We start from the raw sequence: 18,929 nt of genomic DNA, 5'->3' as shown, positions 1-18,929 counted from the left end.
TTTGTACAAGGGATGGTATCCTCATGAAATGTATTAACGAATTTTTAAGAACGGTAATAGCGGAAAAGCTGGGTGCCGAGGTGACCGAAGCGGAAGATAAAACCGCTTTTTTTACTCTTGGCGTGACGTCTCTCATCAGTGAAGAAATCATGACCATATTGCATAAAGAATTTACCGGCCTTTCTGAAACGCTGCTGTTTGAATATCCGAACATTGAGAAATTGAGTGAGTTTTTAAGTGCGCAGAAACGAAATCCCGAAAGCGTTCTTGAATTCAAAGAAACGGAGCCTGATACGGGAAGCCCGCAGGAAGAAGAATTGCTTCCCGTACAGGCGGCTGAAAAGGTGCCTGAACCGGCAACGGACGGGAGCTCTGATATTGCGGTTATCGGAATGAGCGGGATGTTTCCGAAAGCGGAAAACCAGCATGATTTTTGGAACAATTTAATGGAAAATAAAGATTGTGTCTCTGAAATCCCAGAGGACAGATGGGACAGCTCTTATTACTCGGAAGAGAAAACGGCAGAATACGCGTCATACAGTAAATGGGGAGGTTTTATTGATCATCCGGATCAATTTGACCCGCTGTTTTTTTCTGTTTCCCCGTGGGAAGCTGATTTAATGGACCCCCAGCAAAAATTGTATGTCACGTGCTGCTGGGAAGCGATGGAGGATGCCGGTTACGGGAACCCGGCGGCCAGGCCGACGGATCAAATCGGTGTATTCGCCGGAGTGACCTGGAATGAATATTCATTAATTGCACACGAAGAAGGTTTCCTCAAAGATCAGTACAAAGGCCCCGGCTCCTTATATTGGAGCATTCCGAACCGGGTTTCTTATTTCCTTGATCTCCATGGCCCGAGCATCGCTGTTGATACGGCGTGTTCTTCATCGCTTGTCGCCGTCCATCAGGCTTGTCAGGCCATTATGTCGGGCGACTGTGAAATGGCGCTTGCCGGAGGCGTCAACCTCAGCTTACATCCGCAAAAATACATGTTTTTAAGCCAATCACATTTTCTGTCTTCTGAAGGAAAATGCCGCAGTTTCGGTGAAGGCGGAGACGGTTACGTGCCCGGCGAAGGCGCGGGAGCCGTTTTGTTAAAACCATTGAAAAAAGCGATTGCGGACAAAGACCACATCTACGGTGTCATTAAGGGGTCAGCCACTAATCACGGCGGCAAAACGACCGGGTATACGGTGCCGAATCCGGAAGCGCACCGGGACCTGATTTTATCCGCTCTAAACAGAGCCGCGGTAAGTCCGGCGGATATCAGCTACATTGAAGCTCACGGAACCGGCACGGCGCTCGGCGATCCGATTGAGATACGCGGCCTGTCTATGGCATTTGATAAACAGACCGATGAGAAAAACTACTGCGGAATCGGCTCGGTGAAATCCAATATCGGACATTTGGAAGCGGCTGCAGGGATCGCCGGTTTAATCAAGGTGCTTTTAAGCATGAAACATGAAACGCTTCCCGCCAGTCTGCACTCCGAGGAACTGAACCGCAAGATTTCTTTTTCTGATTCGCCATTTTATGTCGTCCGAAACAACCGGCCGTGGCCGGCTGAAGGAGATAAACCGAGAATCGCCGCAATCAGTTCATTCGGCGCAGGAGGCTCTAATGCCCATCTGATCGTAGGTGCTTATCAGCCAGAACGGCAAGCGGATGGGAATACTGAGCAAAAACCGCATGCCGTCGTATTAAGCGCACATTCCGAACAGCAGCTGAAAGAATATGCCGGGAAATTAAGCTCTTTTCTTGACCGATTGGAAAACCTGCCTTCTGCCGGCGGATACAGTCTGGAAAATATCGCTGCCACCTTATTGTCAGGCAGAGAGCCTTTCTCCTTCCGGCTTGCTGTCATTGCATCATCCCTTTCTGAGCTGAAACGGCGATTGGACGGATTTGTAAGCGGTCACAGCGACGGCAGGTATATGTACTTCGGAAAAGCGTCACCCGGGCGTCCGGACGTTTCAGGCCAATCCGTTTCAGATCCTGAGAAATTTGCCGCGCTGTGGGTGAAAGGCCTTCAAGGTTGCAAAAAGCCGGAAACGCCGTATCAGAAAGTTCCGCTTCCTACGTATCCGTTTTTAAAGGAAACGTCCTGGCTGACCGATCAAAAAAAGCGGTATACAAAAAAGCCCCAAAATATCAAAAGGCGTGAAGCGCTGCATCCTCTGCTTGATGAGAATATTTCATCCGCCCGGAAAGGGACGTTTCAAAAGATATTTTCCAAGGATGAATATTTCTTTAAAGATCATTTAGTGAACGAAAAATATGTGCTTCCCGGAGTCTGTCATCTGGAAATGGCGGCATACGGCGCGGGATTGTGGGGAGAACGCCCGGTCGTCTCTCTTCAAAGTGTGTGGTACATGGAGCCGATTGTGACAGGGACAGACCCAACATCCGTCATGATAGAGTTTGAAGCAGAAAAAGAGCGTATAAGCTATGTCATTAAAGAAAAAGGAGCGGACGGCACCCTCTTTTCGCAAGGAGAAGTGATTTGTAAAGAAAAAGGAGCATCTTTTGAGGCCCCGGTCTTTCAGCTCCCGGCGCCATTTGCGCAGAGAACGGAGCCGAAAGATATCTATCACTCGTTCTCTGAGGCGGGAATCGTGCAAAAGGACAGTTTTCAGGTCATCCGCGAATTCTCTTATACAGAAAGGAAAGCACTGGCCAAATTAATGCTCCCGTCACACTTGGAAGCCGATTTTAAACAGTACATCCTACATCCGTCCTTAATGGATGGCGCTGTTCAAACTGCAATGGCGCATGTGCTGCAATTTCAAAAAGAGCCTGCGCTTATCGTACCGTTTTCCTTCGGAGAAATACAGCTGCTTGAACCGTTAGCGAAAACCGTATTTGTGCATGCGGAGGTAAAAGCGGCCTCCGTTCACCAATTTGATCTGCATATTTGTGATGAGCGCGGCGTGCTGTTGGCGGCAGTGAAAGATTTTATCATAAAAGAGGTGCAGGAAAGCGCCGGGTTTAACCAAAAAGCCGGCGTCACGCCGAAGACAAGCCGTGAAACGGAATTGCTTATGACACCGGTTTGGAACACCGTCACCATTCCGGAAACCGGCATGTCTTTCATGCGTGAAGAAAAAATAATCGTCATCGGGGCCGGGCCGGATTTTCAGCAGGCTTTGAAAGAGATGTATTCCGATGTCCGTTTTCCGGACATCACTTCTTTGGACAGCGCGGAACAAATGGCTGAAACACTGAAAGCGCAAGGTTCTTTTCAACACATGATATGGGCGGCGCCGGATCATCCCATTCCATCCGTTTATGATGCGGATATGGCCGACGGACAGGAGCACGGGGTCATGCAGCTTTTCCGGCTGGTAAAAGCGCTTCTGCTTCTGAATTTTGACACGGAACAACTATCATTGACAATCTGCACGTTTCAAGCACAGCCGATTCATGAACATGATGAGGTCAATCCGAGTCATGCAAGCATACACGGATTAGCGGGGTCGCTCGCAAAAGAATACAGCAATTGGAGCATCCGGCTTCTTGATTTGGAATCTCAAAGGGGAGACCGGCATCTTCCCGATGTCTTCTCTTTACCGGCGGATCCCGAGGGAAATCCGTGGGTCTTTCGTGCAGGTCAGTGGCACCGCCAGCAATTGGCCGTCTGCCGGCCTCATGCAGATGAGCCTTCATTATACCGGCACGGCGGGGTTTATGTGATTATCGGCGGAGCAGGCGGAATAGGAGAAGTATGGACTGAATATATGATTCAGACCTATCAGGCGAAAATTGTCTGGATCGGGAGGCGGAAAAAAGATACACAGATTGAAAGAAAGCTGAAAAGACTTGCGGCTTTAGGCCCCGCACCGCAATATTTCAGCGCGGATGCTGCCGATTATGACTCTCTCAAACGGGCGTATGACACCATTGTAAAGGAAAATGGAAAGGTCCGCGGAATCATCCATTCCGCCATCGTGTTATCAGACCGAAGTTTTGCCAATATGGAAGAGGATCAGTTCCGCGCTTCACTTTCTGCAAAAACTGATGTGAGCTTGCAGATTGCCCGGGTAGCTGAAGGGGAACCCCTGGATTTCTTGCTGTTTTTCTCTTCGATGATGTCGTTTCAAAAAGCGCCGGGACAGAGCAATTATGCCGCCGGGTGCACGTTTAAAGACGCTTTTGCTAAGCGGATCTCACAGAAAGCGCCGTATGCCGTAAAAGTTGTCAATTGGGGCTTTTGGGGAAGTGTCGGCGTTGTCGCTTCAGAACAATACCGGAAACGGATGGAGCGGGACGGAATCGCTTCTATTGAGGCGCCCGAAGCGATGAAAACGCTGGAAACCCTGCTTTCCGGACCTCATGACCAGCTGGCGCTGATCAAAACGACAGATCCGGTTTTTATGAAAGACGATCTGAAAGAACAAGTAACGGTTTATCCGGAAAAGATTCCTTCCGCACTCGGACAATTAACGGTTAACATCACGCAGAATGACGAAGCTGAGCGGTTAAAAGCATCAAGTGTCATGAGCTGCATGAGAGAGATGGAGTCCCTTATTGAAAAAATGCTTGTATCAACCCTTTATGAGATGGGAGCCGGGCTTGGTCAGGCTTTGCCGTTATTTCAATCGGCTGCCGGCATAACGGAACAATACAGCAGATGGCTGAAAGAGAGCTTTGTCCTCCTGAATAAATTAGCGCTTACTCCGGAAAAAACGGATCTAGGGCAGGTGTGGGAGGAATGGGAGCGGAAAAAAGAGACTTGGCTGCGCCAGAAAGACATGAGGGCGCATGTCAGATTGGCAGAAGAGACATTGCGTGTGCTTCCAGACATTTTAACCGGAAAGCTTCCGGCAACGGAAGTGATGTTCCCTGACTCCTCCTTCCGTCTTGTGGAAGGCATTTACCGCAATAATATCATTTCTGATTTTTTCAATGACAAGCTTGCTGACACATTGATTGCAGTTTTGAAGGAACGTCTGGAAAAAGACCCGCAGGCGAAAATCCGCATTTTAGAAATCGGAGCCGGAACGGGCGGGACGAGCGCTGCGGTCATGAGAAAATTGAAACCGTATGAAGCGCATATTGCCGAATATTGTTTCACGGATATTTCTAAAGCATTTCTTTTACATGCAGAAGACATATTCGGTCCGGAATATCCTTATGTCACTTATAAAATATTCAACGCTGAGCAGCCGGTATCAACAGAAGCGCCGGACATCGGCACGTATGACGCAGTGATCGCGACCAATGTGCTTCATGCGACAAAAAATATCCGCTCTACGCTGCGCCATGCGAAAGCAATGCTGCAAAAAAACGGCCAGCTGTTTATAAATGAGATCAACAGCCGCACCATATTCAACCATGTGACGTTTGGCCTTCTTGAAGGCTGGTGGCTGTATGAGGATCATGATTTACGGATTCCGGGCTGTCCGGGGGTTGATCCGGCCGGCTGGGCGGAAGCGCTTTCGCTTGAAGGATTCGTCCATCCCCTGTTTCCGGCTGAAACCGCACACGACTTAGGCCAGCAGATTATAGCGGCTGAAAGTGACGGAACGGTCAGGCTTGCTCTCACACAGGCGTCAGAAGAGAAGCCGGAGCGCCGTCCGTATGACGCAGAAGGTCTTTCGGATGATACTTTGCATGTCAGCCTGAGAGAAAAAAGCGTTGAACTGATGAAGAAGGTCATCGGTGAAGCGCTTATAGTGCCGGCGCATCGTCTTTTATCCCATGAACCTTTAACCGCATACGGATTGGATTCCATACTGGTCGTCAGACTGACCAACGCGTTAAAAGACGTCTTCGGTTCTGTCAGCAGCACTTTATTTTTTGAATATCAAACCATTGATGAGCTTGCTGATTACTTTCTGTCTTCCCGTAAAGAAGCGCTCGAGCGGCAATTCGGGAATGGACGGCCTCATCCCGAAAACGCCGGACGGGTGCAGGCTCCCGCAGAAAGCGCCGCGCCGATTCCAAACGTAAGGGAACGGGGCATCACATATCTGACGGAATTAATAGGAAAAACGCTGAAGATTCCGAGCGGGAGAATGGATCCGTCGGTTTCCTTAACCGCATACGGTTTGGATTCTATTCTGGTCGTCAGGCTCACAAATGCCTTTCGTAACGTGTTTGACCAAATGACCAGCACCCTCTTTTTTGAATATCAGACGATAGAAGAAATCGCGGATTACCTGCTTCTTTCTCAGCGGGGAGCATTTATGAAAGCGATGGGTGTGCGTGAGGCACAGCTGTCTGATCACATAGATAACCTGAATGTAAAACAAAACAAGATTCCTCAAAACGAGGAAGGCGAAAGGACGAACGGAGATCCCTATATCCAGGATATCGCTGTCATCGGTCTGTCAGGCCGGTATCCGGGCGCCGATCACGTTGATGAGCTGTGGGAAAATGTAAAAGCCGGCAGGCATTCTATTACTGAAGTGCCGAAAGATCGCTGGGACTGGAAAACGTTTTATAACGAGGAACGCGGAAAATGGGGGTCCATTTATTCAAAATGGGGCGGTTTTCTCGATGACATTGATACATTTGATCCGCTGTTTTTCCGTATATCTCCCGCGGAAGCTGAAAGGATGGATCCGCAGGAAAGGTTGTTTCTGCAGACTGCTTATTCAAGCATTGAAGATGCGGGGTACACCCCGGCCACGCTTTGTGACAGCCGGAAAATCGGAGTCTTTGTCGGTGTGATGAACAGCAATTACCCGACTGTTCCCAGCGACTGGTCTATCGCAAACAGAGTATCGTTTTTGTTCAATTTCCAAGGGCCGAGTATGGCTGTGGATACAGCCTGCTCTTCTTCTTTAACAGCTGTCCATCTCGCCGCAGAAAGCCTGCGGAGCGGAATGAGTGAAACAGCGATTGCCGGCGGAGTCAATCTTATCGTTGATCCGGCCCACTATGAGCGGCTGTCCGCTTTTTCAATGCTGTCTCCCGGTGATAAATGCAAATCTTTCGGAGACAGTGCGGACGGTTTTGTTGACGGTGAAGGAGTAGGGGCGATTGTGTTAAAGCCGCTTGCTCAAGCGGAGAAAGACGGCGATCATATTTACGGCGTTATCAAAGGAAGCATGCTGAACGCAGCAGGCAGGACAAACGCTTATATGGTGCCAAATCCGAAAGCGCAGTTTGATCTGATCGCAGACACGTTGAAACGGACAGACATTCACCCGAGAACGGTCAGTTACTTGGAAGCCCACGGAACGGGCACTGCGCTCGGTGATCCGATTGAAATCGACGGGTTAACGAAAGCTTTTCGCCTGACAACAGAAGACCGGCAGTTTTGTTCCATCGGTTCCATTAAATCAAATATCGGACATTTAGAAAGCGCTGCCGGGATTGCGGGGATCACCAAACTGCTTCTGCAATTGAAACATAAGAGGATTGCCCCTTCATTGCATGCCGCGGAATTGAATCCGAATATTGAGTTTGAGCACACTCCGTTTTTCGTACAGCAAAAAGAAACGGAATGGAAACGACCTGTCTTGAATATCACGGGTAAAATGAAGGAATATCCGAGAATTGCCGGCATTTCCTCGTTTGGAGCAGGAGGTTCAAACGCACATGTCATCATTCAGGAATATGTGCCGTCTGACAGCCTGAAACCAATGGAAAACGCGTCTGTTTCTCCGCAAAAACCGGCTGTTATCATTTTATCAGCGCGAAATGAGCAGCAATTATCAGAGCGCGCCCGCCAGCTTCTGGATGATGTCATAAGAAAAAAACGTTCTGACGGGGATTTGGCCAAGATCGCTTACACGCTTCAGGCGGGAAGAGAACCGATGGCTGAGCGGCTTGCATTTACGGCCGAGTCGATAGAAGAACTGAAAATGAAGCTTATGAGTTTCTCAAACGATCATAATATCGAACATGCTCATATCTGGCGGGGCAGGACAGCCAAACATCATTCATTGGCGGCTTCGCTCACTTCTGATGAAGATATGGCGCTTACCATAAATGCCTGGCTGAGAAAAGGGAAATACGGAAAGCTGCTTGACCTTTGGGTTAAAGGACTTGACGTCGATTGGTCAGCTCTTTATCAGTGCAACCCGGGCCGCATCAGTCTCCCGGCCTACCCTTTTGCCAAAGACCGATATTGGGTCACAAAAGCTGATGTGTCACTTGACAAAACAGGCTCAGCGAAAAGTGAGAAAGCAGCCAGACTTCACCCGCTGCTCCACGCGAATACATCGACCTTTACCGCCCAGCGTTTTACTTCTGTTTTTTCAGGACATGAACCGTTTTTTGCCGATCACATCGTCAATGGAAAACCGGTGCTTCCGGGCGCGGCTGCTTTAGAAATGGCCCGGGCCGCCGTTACATTTGCCGCCGAAGACTTGCCGGGCGGGAAAACGGGTGTAAGGCTCAAACAGATCGTTTGGCTCCGTCCGGTGACGGCGCTTTCTGAAGGAGTGACGCTTCATGTAAAGCTTCAGCCGGAAGAAAACGGAGACATCGCTTTTGAAGCGTATGCCGAAGGAGAAGAGCCGCTTGTCTTTTTCCAGGGAAAGGCCGTGCTCGAAGAGACGGAGCGTGCTCCTGTTCTCGATGTAGAAGCGGTTCAGGCGCGCTGCGGCGGCCGTCACTTGTCAAAGGCTGAGTGCTATGAAGCGTTCGACAGCCTCGGCATCACCTACGGACCGTCTCATCAGGCGCTTGACGCCGTCTATGCCGGAAGCGGAGAAGTGCTCGCAAAGCTCACTCTTCCGCCGTCCGCCCGCGAAGAAAAGGAGCCGTTCATCCTGCATCCGAGCATGCTGGACGCCGCCCTTCAGGCTTCTATCGGTCTCGTGCTCTCAGACGGTTCCGCGTCCGGACGGCCGTTTCTGCCGTTTGCCCTCCAGGATATGCAGGTGTTTTCTGCGTGCCGGGAGACGATGTGGGCGGTGCTTTCCTCAGCGGACGGCGCCTATCATATTGAGCTGTGTGATGAAAACGGTGCGGTATGTGTCCGATTGACGGGGCTCACCGCCCGTTTTCTGGAAGAGGAAACGGAGGAAAAACCGCTCTTGCTTCAGCCAAAGTGGCAGGAATCACCGCCGGATGAAGGCAGCGGACAAGAAGAGTCTTTCAGATACGTGACACTGTATGGCGGAATGAACGCTGAGGACATAAGCGGCGCCGTATGTGCGGCTGACGGCGAAGGTCCGATTGAAGACCGTTATGACGCCTGCGCGGCGGAGCTGTCAGCGATCGTCACGCGTCTTATCAAAGAAAAACAGAAGAAAAAAACGCTGATCCAGCTTCTTGTCCCCGACAGGGGGGAAGACAATGTATTGGCGGGGCTGGCCGCTTTTCTGAAAACGGCTCACCTTGAACATCCGAAGCTGTACGGCCAAGTCATCCAAGCCGATCCGGACGAGTCAGCCTCGGCGCTTCTTGCCAAGCTGAAAGAAAACCGGGCGCATCCTGAACAAGCGGAAATCCGTTATGAAGCCGGCAAACGTCTCGTCAGAAACTGGCGTCATCTGCCGGCGCCTCAAAGCGGCGCCGTTCCGTGGAAAGACGAAGGGGTCTACCTCCTCACCGGGGGAGCGGGCGGCATCGGCCTGATTTTCGCTGAAGAAATAGCCTCCCGCGTCAAAAACGCCGTCCTCGTATTAACGGGAAGGGCGGAAGCGCTTGATGAAGACCGCTCCGCCCGCTTACGGCGCTTGGAAGCGTCGGGTGCCCGCGTATTGTATCAACCGGTTGACGTGACAGACAGGGCGGCGGTCATCGCCCTCGTCCGCGGCATACAGGAGGTGCACGGAACACTCGACGGGATCATTCACGGCGCAGGCGTGATCGCTGACAACTACATTCTGAACCAGACAGAAAACGAACGGAAGACCGTCATGGCGCCGAAGGTGAAAGGGCTTATCAATCTTGATGAAGCAGCGAAAGATGTGCGGCTGGACTTTTTCATCCTGTTTTCTTCCTTGGCGGGAGGTATGGGAAATCCGGGGCAGGCCGGTTATGCGGCAGCCAACGCATTTATGGACGTTTATGCAGCCCGCCGGAACCGTCTCGTGCGGGACAACAGGCGGAGCGGGCAGACTCTGTCTGTCAACTGGCCGCTTTGGGAAGAAGGCGGTATGCGTGTGGACAAAGAGACCGAACGGCTGATGTACGAACAGACCGGAATGAGAGCCATGCGATCGGCGTCAGGCATCCAAGCGCTTTACGCCGCTTTTGCCTCCGGAGAACACCAGGTCATGGTGGCAGAAGGCGACGAAAAACGGATTCGAAAAAACCTGATGCCTGAAACGCCGGAACCGTCCAATCGCATTCATGTGTCAAGGAAGACGCCCGTCCATATGCCGAATAAAGTACAAGCGGAACTCAAACATATGATATCAGGCATTCTGAAGGTGAAAGAAGACGAGATAGATGCTGAATCAGAGATGAGAGATTATGGCTTTGATTCGGTTTCATTCACGCAGTTTGCAAATGAACTAAATAAAACGTATGGGCTTGAACTGACACCGGCCGTATTTTTTGAATACCCGACAGTCTTTCGTTTTGCCCAATACTTGCTGACGGAACATCCGGATACATTCGGCTCACAGGCAGAAACGGAGAAACCGGTTGTGCGTAAAAAAATGAAGACGGAGCCATTCTTGATTCCGTCCCGTCTTCCTAAAACAAAAACCGCAGCTGCACCTGAGCCCGTGGCGATAATCGGAATCAGCTGTGCATTTCCAATGGCTGAAAATCCGGAAATGTTTTGGGAGAATTTAGCCGGAGAAAAGGACTGCATTTCTGAAATACCGCCGGAGCGCTGGGACTGGAGACAGTATTACGGAGATCCGCAGAAAGATAAAAATGCGAGCAATGTAAAGTGGGGCGGCTTCATTGATGAAACCGCTCAATTTGACCCTTTATTTTTCGGTATTTCTCCGCATGAAGCCGAAATGATGGATCCTCAGCAAAGACTTTTAATGATGCATGTATGGAAAGCGATTGAAGATGCAGGCTGCTCTGCCAAAAGCCTGTCAGGAACAAATACAGGCATTTTTGCAGGCACGACAAACAGCGGTTACGCTCAGGAAGCTTCAAAGTTCCATATAGAGATTGAGGGTTCTTCCGCCGCCGGTACGGTTCCGTCAATCGGTCCGAACCGTATGAGCTATTTTCTGAATATACATGGGCCGAGCGAACCGATTGAAACCGCCTGTTCAAGCTCATTGGTCGCTGTTCACCGTGCGGTCAGGGCAATTCAGGCCGGAGACTGCGGCATCGCGATTGCAGGAGGCGTCAATGCTATTGTATCGCCGGATATGCATATCAGCTTTAATAAAGCGGGAATGCTCAGTGAAGACGGGCGATGCAAAACATTTTCCGATCAAGCGGACGGGTATGTCAGAGCTGAAGGTGCGGGCATGATTGTTTTGAAAACATTATCCGATGCGGAACGTGACGGCGACCGTATTTATGCCGTTATTCGCGGAACGGCGGAAAATCATGGCGGACGGGCGGCTTCCCTTACATCGCCGAATCCGAAAGCACAGACAGAAGTCATGATAAAAGCTTATCAGCAAGCGAACATCGACCCCCGTACAGTGAGTTATATTGAAGCCCACGGCACGGGAACGGCGCTCGGAGATCCGATAGAAATCAACGGACTCAAAGCGGCTTTTGCAGCGCTTTATCAGAAAGCCGGAGTAACAGCGCCCGATCAGCCTCATTGCGCCATCGGTTCCGTCAAAACGAATATCGGCCACACAGAGCTTGCCGCCGGCATGGCCGGGCTTTTAAAAATTATTTTGCAGATGCAGCACAAAACGCTTGTGAAAAGTCTGCATTGTGAAACCGTTAATCCGTATATCAGCCTCGACGGCAGCCCGTTTTATTTCGTCCGCGACACTCAGCCGTGGAAAGCGGCGACTGATGATAGCGGAAATGAACTGCCGCGGAGAGCGGGTGTCAGCTCGTTCGGATTTGGCGGTGTCAATGCTCACGTCGTGCTCGAAGAATATGTTTCTCCTGTTGAAGAGAAGCAATGGACGGTCGGTGAACTTCAGCCGTCCTTATTCATTCTCTCGGCAAAGACGGCGGAACAGCTGAAGGAACGTGCGGAACAGCTGTGCAGATATTTGGAAAAGACACATTCAGCTGACGGAGCTCTTGCGGGTATCGCTTATACGCTTCAGCTTGGCCGGGATGAAATGGAAGAGCGCCTTGCCGTTATCGCTGAAACAAAAGAAGAGCTTACGAACGCGCTGAATGATTTCCTCAGCGGCAAGGAGACGGGGCAGAATTTCTTTACAGGCCGGAACAAAGCGATGAAACAGCTGTTTACAGAGATGACGGACAACGCAGAAATGAGCGGGACCGTAGATCAATGGATTGAAGCAGGAAAGTATACAATGCTTGCAAAATTATGGGTGCAAGGTTTACATGTCGACTGGAATAAATTATATCCGGACGAAAGGCCAAAAAAAGTCAGCCTGCCCGTCTATCCTTTTGCGAAAACACATTGCTGGATACCGCACAGTGCGCAGCATATAAGGCACCGGGAGACTTATGAGACTGATACGTCCCCGCTTGAGACTTATGAGCGCCTGCTTGATGAATTGGAGAAAAACGAAATAAGCATAGAAGCCGCTGTAAAAAGAACGATCGGTTTTTACAGGGATTAGCGTAATGGAGGAAACCATATGAAAGAGTTTCTGCACCGGGTTTTTTCTGACGTCAAAAATAAAAAAATGACAAAACAGGATGCGATCGGCATTTTGCGCGATTATGATATGCGGATGGGACTTCGCCAAGCGGCTTCCCTTCATCCGCTTGCTCAGCAGCATATTTCCGATGAAACGGGACAGGGATTCTCGGCAGCTTTCAGCGGCCGGGAATTTTTTCTCGCTGATGTTTCTTTACAGCGTAAAAAGCTTATGCCCGGAGAACTTCTTTTGGAAATGGCGAGAGCTGCGGCTGTTTTGACAGTAAAGGAGACTGAGGCTGTCCGGCTGACACATATCGTGTGGTCAAAGCCCATTCTGACTGAGGCTGAGCCGTTCCATATCGAAATCAGGCTGATACCCGCAGAGGGTGAAGCCAAAAGGTTTGAGATTTACAATCCATTTTCTGCCGATTTCAGTCATCATGATGTGTACAGCCAAGGGATGATTCAGCCAGTTGATGCTGCGCCTGGCATGCTGGATATCAGCCGCTTGAAGGAAAACAGCGGTTCCCTGATGGATCAGCAGCAAATTGAAGCCATCACTCAGAACGATACCGTTCAATACAGTGAGCACATGAAAGGAATTGAGCGTATTTACGCCTCAGCAGGACGGATGCTGGCAGACATATCAATTCCATTGACAAACCAAAAAGAATCCGCCCGATTCGGCCTCCCTCCCTGTGTGATGCAAAGTGTGACAGAGGCATGCGCGCTGCTTGGCGGCAAAGAATATAAAACGCTCGCCCCGGTTTCATTGGACGAGCTTTTGTTTTATGAATCTTGTCCTGACAAGGTATGGGCCGAGATACAAGAGAAGGCGGGGAGCTTTTATATTGATTTATGTGACGAAGAAGGGAAAATATGGGCTTCCCTGTCGGGGTTGAAGCTGCAGCCTGTCATCAAGACGGGCGCTCCCGGAAAAACCAATGCCGAACACCGCAGTGAACGTTTGTATGAACAAACGCTTCTTCAGCTCAAAACGCTGTTTGCCCTGACTACAAAAATTGCTGTTTCCAACATAGACACTGAAGAGCCGCTGGAAACCTACGGAATCGACTCAGTCACTGTGACGAAATTGAACCGCGAATTGTCTCTGCTTTTCGGTGACCTTTCCAAAACGGTTTTTTACGAATATAAGACACTGGGATCTCTGGCAGCTCACTTTGTCACGGATTATCCAAAAGAATGCCGAAAATGGACAAATGATGATGACCACCGTTCAGGCATATCAGAACAGGTTTTGGCAAATGAAGATTTTCCGGTGCTTCCGTCGTTTATCAAGCGAAAGAAACGGCCTGCTTTTTCCAATGAGAACCAGACAAAAGAAGGGATTGCGATTATCGGAGTCAGCGGCCGTTATCCGCAAGCTGAAACACTTGAAGAGTACTGGGATAACTTAGCGGCCGGAAAAGACTGTGTGACGGAAATTCCCGAAGAGCGCTGGGAAAAGGACAAATACTACAACCCTGATCCTGAAACGGCCGTGAAAGAAGGGAAAAGTTACAGTAAGCGGGGCGGATTTCTGAAAGATGCCGCTTTCTTTGATCCGCTGTTTTTTCAAATTTCACCCCGTGATGCTTTGAATATGGACCCGCAGGAGCGTCTCTTTATTGAAATGTGCTGGCAGGTGCTGGAGGATGCCGGTTATACGAAGGAACAGCTTGAGAATCTGTATAACGGCCGGGTCGGCGTTTTTGCGGGCATTACGAAAAACGGGTACGGAATGTACTGGAAAAACGGCGGCGCCCTGCAGCCGAAAACGTCGTTCAGTTCAGCGGCCAACAGAGTTTCCTATTTTCTTAATCTGAAAGGGCCGAGCATGCCGGTCGACACGATGTGCTCATCTTCGCTGACTGCAATTCACGAAGCGTGTGAAAACATCCTTCGCGGCGAATGCGACATGGCGATTGCCGGCGGTGTGAATGTGTATACGCATCCTTCGGCTTATGCGGAGCTCAGCGCCTATCGAATGCTTTCAAAAGACGGAACGTGCAAAAGTTTCGGTGAAGGCGGGGACGGATTTGTTCCCGGGGAAGGCGTCGGGGCCGTGCTGTTAAAGCCGCTGTCAAAAGCGATGGCTGATAAGGACCATATTTACGGGGTGATTCGCGGCACTCATATCAATCACGGCGGCAGAACAAACGGGTATACAGTGCCGAGTCCGAGCGCCCAGGCTGACGTGATTTCCGGCGCGCTTGAAAAATCAGGAATACATCCGCGGATGATCAGCTGTATCGAAGCCCACGGCACGGGCACTGAACTCGGAGATCCGATCGAAATAGACGGTTTGACCCGCGCATTTCAAACGAAAACGTCAGATAAAGGCTTTTGCGCCATCAGCTCAGTTAAATCCAATATCGGGCATTTGGAAGCCGCGGCAGGCATTGCCGGTGTAACGAAACTGCTGCTTCAGTTTCAAAAACGACAGCTGGCTCCCTCTTTACATTGCCGAAAATTGAATCCGAATATTGCATTCGACCGGACGCCGTTTGTGGTGCAGCATGAATTGGCAGACTGGAAACGGCCGGTCATTGAGGAAAGCGGAGCGCAAAAAGAGATTCCGAGAATCGCGGGAATCTCTTCTTTTGGCGCGGGCGGGGCAAATGCCCACATATTGATAGAAGAATATATTGAACCTGATAGGGAGATTTATGAGCCATTCACAGATGAAGATCCCGCAGTCATTTTATTATCCGCCAAACAGGAGGCCAGCCTGAAGCAGCGGGCGCAGCAGCTTCTTCAAGCGATCAGAAAAAATGACGTCACAGACCGCAGCCTCCGGGATGCGGCTTACACCCTTCAAACCGGAAGAGAAGCGATGGAAGAACGTGCTGCGTTTATCGTGACGTCGACAGAGCAGTTAGCGGAAAAACTGCAGCGTTTTATTGACGGCGGGACAGACGGCTGCTTCAGGGGAAAAAGCAAACAGTATAAAGACATTCTAGCCGTTTTTAAGGATGAAGATATGCAGGAAGCCGTCCGTAAATGGATGAAAAGAAAAAAATTCGCGAAGCTTCTGGAACTTTGGGTAAAAGGGCTGAAGATTGAATGGTCAGAGCTTTATAACGGCAGCCTGCCGCATCGCATCAGCCTTCCCGGTTATCCATTTATAAAGGATCGGTATTGGCCGGACGATGCAGCGCCGGACAATGTTCGTGATGCTGAATCACATTCTGAAACATTTCGTGAAATCCGCTTTTTACAGAAAAGCTGGGCAGAAAGCAGCCGTGTTCCGGCTAAGGAAGTGCGGGGCGTCATCGGAATAGCTGCTGATCACCAGACAGGAAATTTAGCCGTTGAGCTGTCCCGTTATTTCCCCGAGTCTGAAATCATTGACGCTGCATCACCGGAAATATCCGGGGACGCGGCCCGATTTGGCGGTCTGATTGATGTGACCGGATGCGGGACGGAAATCAATCATGATGACGGCTGGATTCATCGTCTGCAGTCTCTCATTGACAACAGAAACCGCGGCCGAAAGCTTCAGCTGCTTTGTGTGACAAAGGGGCTTGAACCCTTTGCAAATGAAACGATAAATCTCTCAGGTGCAAAAAAGGCCGGATTGTACCGGATGCTCCAAAGTGAGTATAAGGATATCCGCTCGCGGCATATGGATGCAGAACGGACTGCCGAAGATCCTGAGCTGGCAAACCAGATCGCAGAGGAGTTTTTTCGCGATTCTGAAGACATCGAAGTGTGTTACCGAAACGGTGTGCGCTATCACGCGCGGTTAAAGGAAACAAACAGCTTAGCTGAAAAAGAATTTTCATTTCCGAAAGGCCATGTGCTCTGGATCACCGGAGGGACCCGGGGGCTCGGATATTTATTCGCCCGGCATTTTGCCGAACGATACGGAGTCACGAAACTCGTGCTTACCGGAAAAGAAACAATGCCTCCGAAAGCGGAGTGGGATGATCATGTCAAACGGAATTCCCCGTTTTCCGATAAAGTGAGAAGAATCAGAGAGCTCGAACAAAAAGGTGTCCGAACGGAAGTGCTGTCTGTATCATCCGGCCCTGAATATGAGCAGGCCGTCAGCCGGGTGAAAGAGAAGATGGGGCCGATAGGAGGCGTGATACACGCAGCGGGAGCCGTAGATCTCGATCATCCGGCCTTTATCCGCAAAACAAGCGAACAGATGATGCCCGTGCTTGAGCCTAAAACAGACGGACTGGACCTTTTGTATCAAGCGCTGCACAAGGAGCCTCTCCGGTTTTTTGCGCTGTTTTCTTCAGTGTCCGGCGTGATGCCGGAATTAGGAGCGGGACAAAGCGATTATGCCATGGCTAACGCCTATATGGATTATTTTGCGGCCGCAAAAGGTTTTCCGGTGCTGAGCATCCAGTGGCCGAGCTGGAAAGAAACGGGTATGGGCGAATCAAAAAGCCGGGCCTATCAGAAAAGCGGTTTAAAGAGCATCACTGACAGAGAAGGGCTGAGCCTGTTTGATGCCATCATGGCAGGCGATTGCGGATCTGTTATTATGCCGGCCGTCATTCACCCGGAAAAATGGGAGCCTGACCGTCTGCTGCTTTCATCCGGCCTTACTGAAACAAAGCAGCAGGAACAGGCCGATACAGAAAGCGTTGAGGAGTGGCTGACGGGCATTTGCTGCCGGGAATTAAGACTGGAGCCGTCAAGATTTGAATCTGATACACCGTTTCAAGATTACGGAGCCGATTCCATTATGCTTGCTCAAGTGTCCAGAGCGATCGGAAAGAGGATCAAAGCTGACCTTGACCCGGCGGTGCTGTATGAATACCCTACGGTTGCTGCGCTGGCCGGATGGCTTGAAACAGCATATCCGGAAATCAAAGCTGCCGTTTCAAAACCGGTTCAGCCTGAAATCCCGGACGTTCCCAAACAAACAGCAGCCGCTGTTATTCAGCCTTCTGGTGCTAGAGCGGCGCAGGACATTGCTGTGATCGGAATGTCCTGCCGTTTTCCGGGAGCTGAATCAATCGAAGCTTATTGGAAGCTGCTGTCTGAAGGAACGTCAGCCATTCAAAGGGTGCCGAAAGAGCGCTGGAAAACGGAGAAGGCGGATTATGCGGGCCTTTTACAAAATGTAACGCATTTTGACCCGGGGTTTTTCCTTATTCCCGAAGAAGACATCAAGGCAATGGATATCCAGTCCTTTCTTATATTAGAAGAGGCGCTTCATCTGTTCAGAGACAGCGGGTACTCGTTACAAGAAATGAAAGGCAGGTCAGCCGGTGTCTATTTAGGAGGACGCGGCGGCAGTATGCCTGATGAAAACCGTCTGAAGCATGCAAAAAATCCGATAGTCGCAGCCGGTCCGAATTACTTAGCGGCCAATCTTTCTCAGTTTTTTGATTTGAAGGGGCCGAGTCTCGTTTTGGATACGGCCTGTTCTTCAGCGCTTGTCGGGATGAATATGGCGATACAGGCGCTCTCTTGCGGTGAAATCGACTCAGCGGTGGTCGGGGGAGTCAGTCTGCTGGAATCCGGTCAAACCCACCGGATGTTCGAACTTCGCAAACTGCTAAGCGAAGAGCCTGCGTTTCATATTTTTGACCGCCGCACCGGCGGCATCGTATTGGGAGAAGGCGTCGGAATGGTGTATTTAAAAACAGCTGCCCAGGCTGTAAAAGACGGGGACCGGATTCATGCGGTCATTAAAGGCATTTCCGTAAACAATGACGGCAGAACCGCGGGGCCTGCCACACCGAATATACAGGCGCAGAAAGAAGTGATGGCCAAGGCGCTTGCCAAAAGCGGCAGAAAAGCGGAGGATATCAGCTACATTGAAGCAAACGGTTCAGGCTCTGAGGTAACCGACCTTTTGGAACTGAGGGCGATTGAAGCGGTGTACCGTATGCAAAACAGCGCGCCTTGCGAATTGGGGTCGATGAAGCCGAATATCGGACACCCGTTATGCGCTGAAGGGATTGCCGGATTCATTAAAACAGTGCTTATGCTCTCGCGCCGAATGCGTGTGCCTTTCCTTTCGGGCAAAGAGCCGATGACGCATTACGATCTGTCCGCCTCGCCGTTTTATTTTTCGCACGCTCTGCGTGAATGGACGGATTCACCGCGGATTGCCGCCGTCAGCAGTTTCGCTGACGGAGGGACAAATGCCCATGTCATAGTGGAAGCCTGGGAGCAAGAGGCGTATACCCCGGTTAGAAAGCCTTTGCCGAGACAGGAATTAAAACGCCGGCCAATTCGTTCGGACAAAGCCGAAAGCCTGCATGAAAACGCACATAAGTCCCGTCCGAATACGTTTTGGAAACAAATGAAGACTTACTGATTG

Annotated in this window: 2 protein-coding genes; both read left to right on the top strand. The window is 50.5% G+C overall.

All coding sequences use genetic code 11. The features are described from left to right. Window positions 1-23 precede the first annotated feature (23 nt). Complete coding sequence (locus NYE42_RS12265; protein ID WP_352426494.1) at window positions 24-12,611, top strand: SDR family NAD(P)-dependent oxidoreductase; 12,588 nt, start codon at window positions 24-26, stop codon at window positions 12,609-12,611. 18 nt (window positions 12,612-12,629) lie between these two features. Beyond that, window positions 12,630-18,926, top strand: a complete 6,297-nt coding sequence (locus NYE42_RS12260; RefSeq protein WP_352426493.1) for a type I polyketide synthase — start codon at window positions 12,630-12,632, stop codon at window positions 18,924-18,926. The last annotated feature ends 3 nt before the right edge of the window (window positions 18,927-18,929 follow it).

The sequence above is a fragment of the Bacillus sp. FSL K6-2865 genome, assembly GCF_040311405.1.
Lineage (GTDB): Bacteria > Bacillota > Bacilli > Bacillales > Bacillaceae > Bacillus > Bacillus velezensis.
This window is presented reverse-complemented; position numbering and strand designations above follow the sequence as displayed.

Bases quoted from the DNA above. Each gene is read 5' to 3' on its own strand.
- NYE42_RS12260 (WP_352426493.1), top strand. From the start codon at position 12,630: ATGAAAGAGTTTCTGCACCGGGTTTTTTCTGACGTCAAAAATAAAAAA.
- NYE42_RS12265 (WP_352426494.1), top strand. From the start codon at position 24: ATGAAATGTATTAACGAATTTTTAAGAACGGTAATAGCGGAAAAGCTG.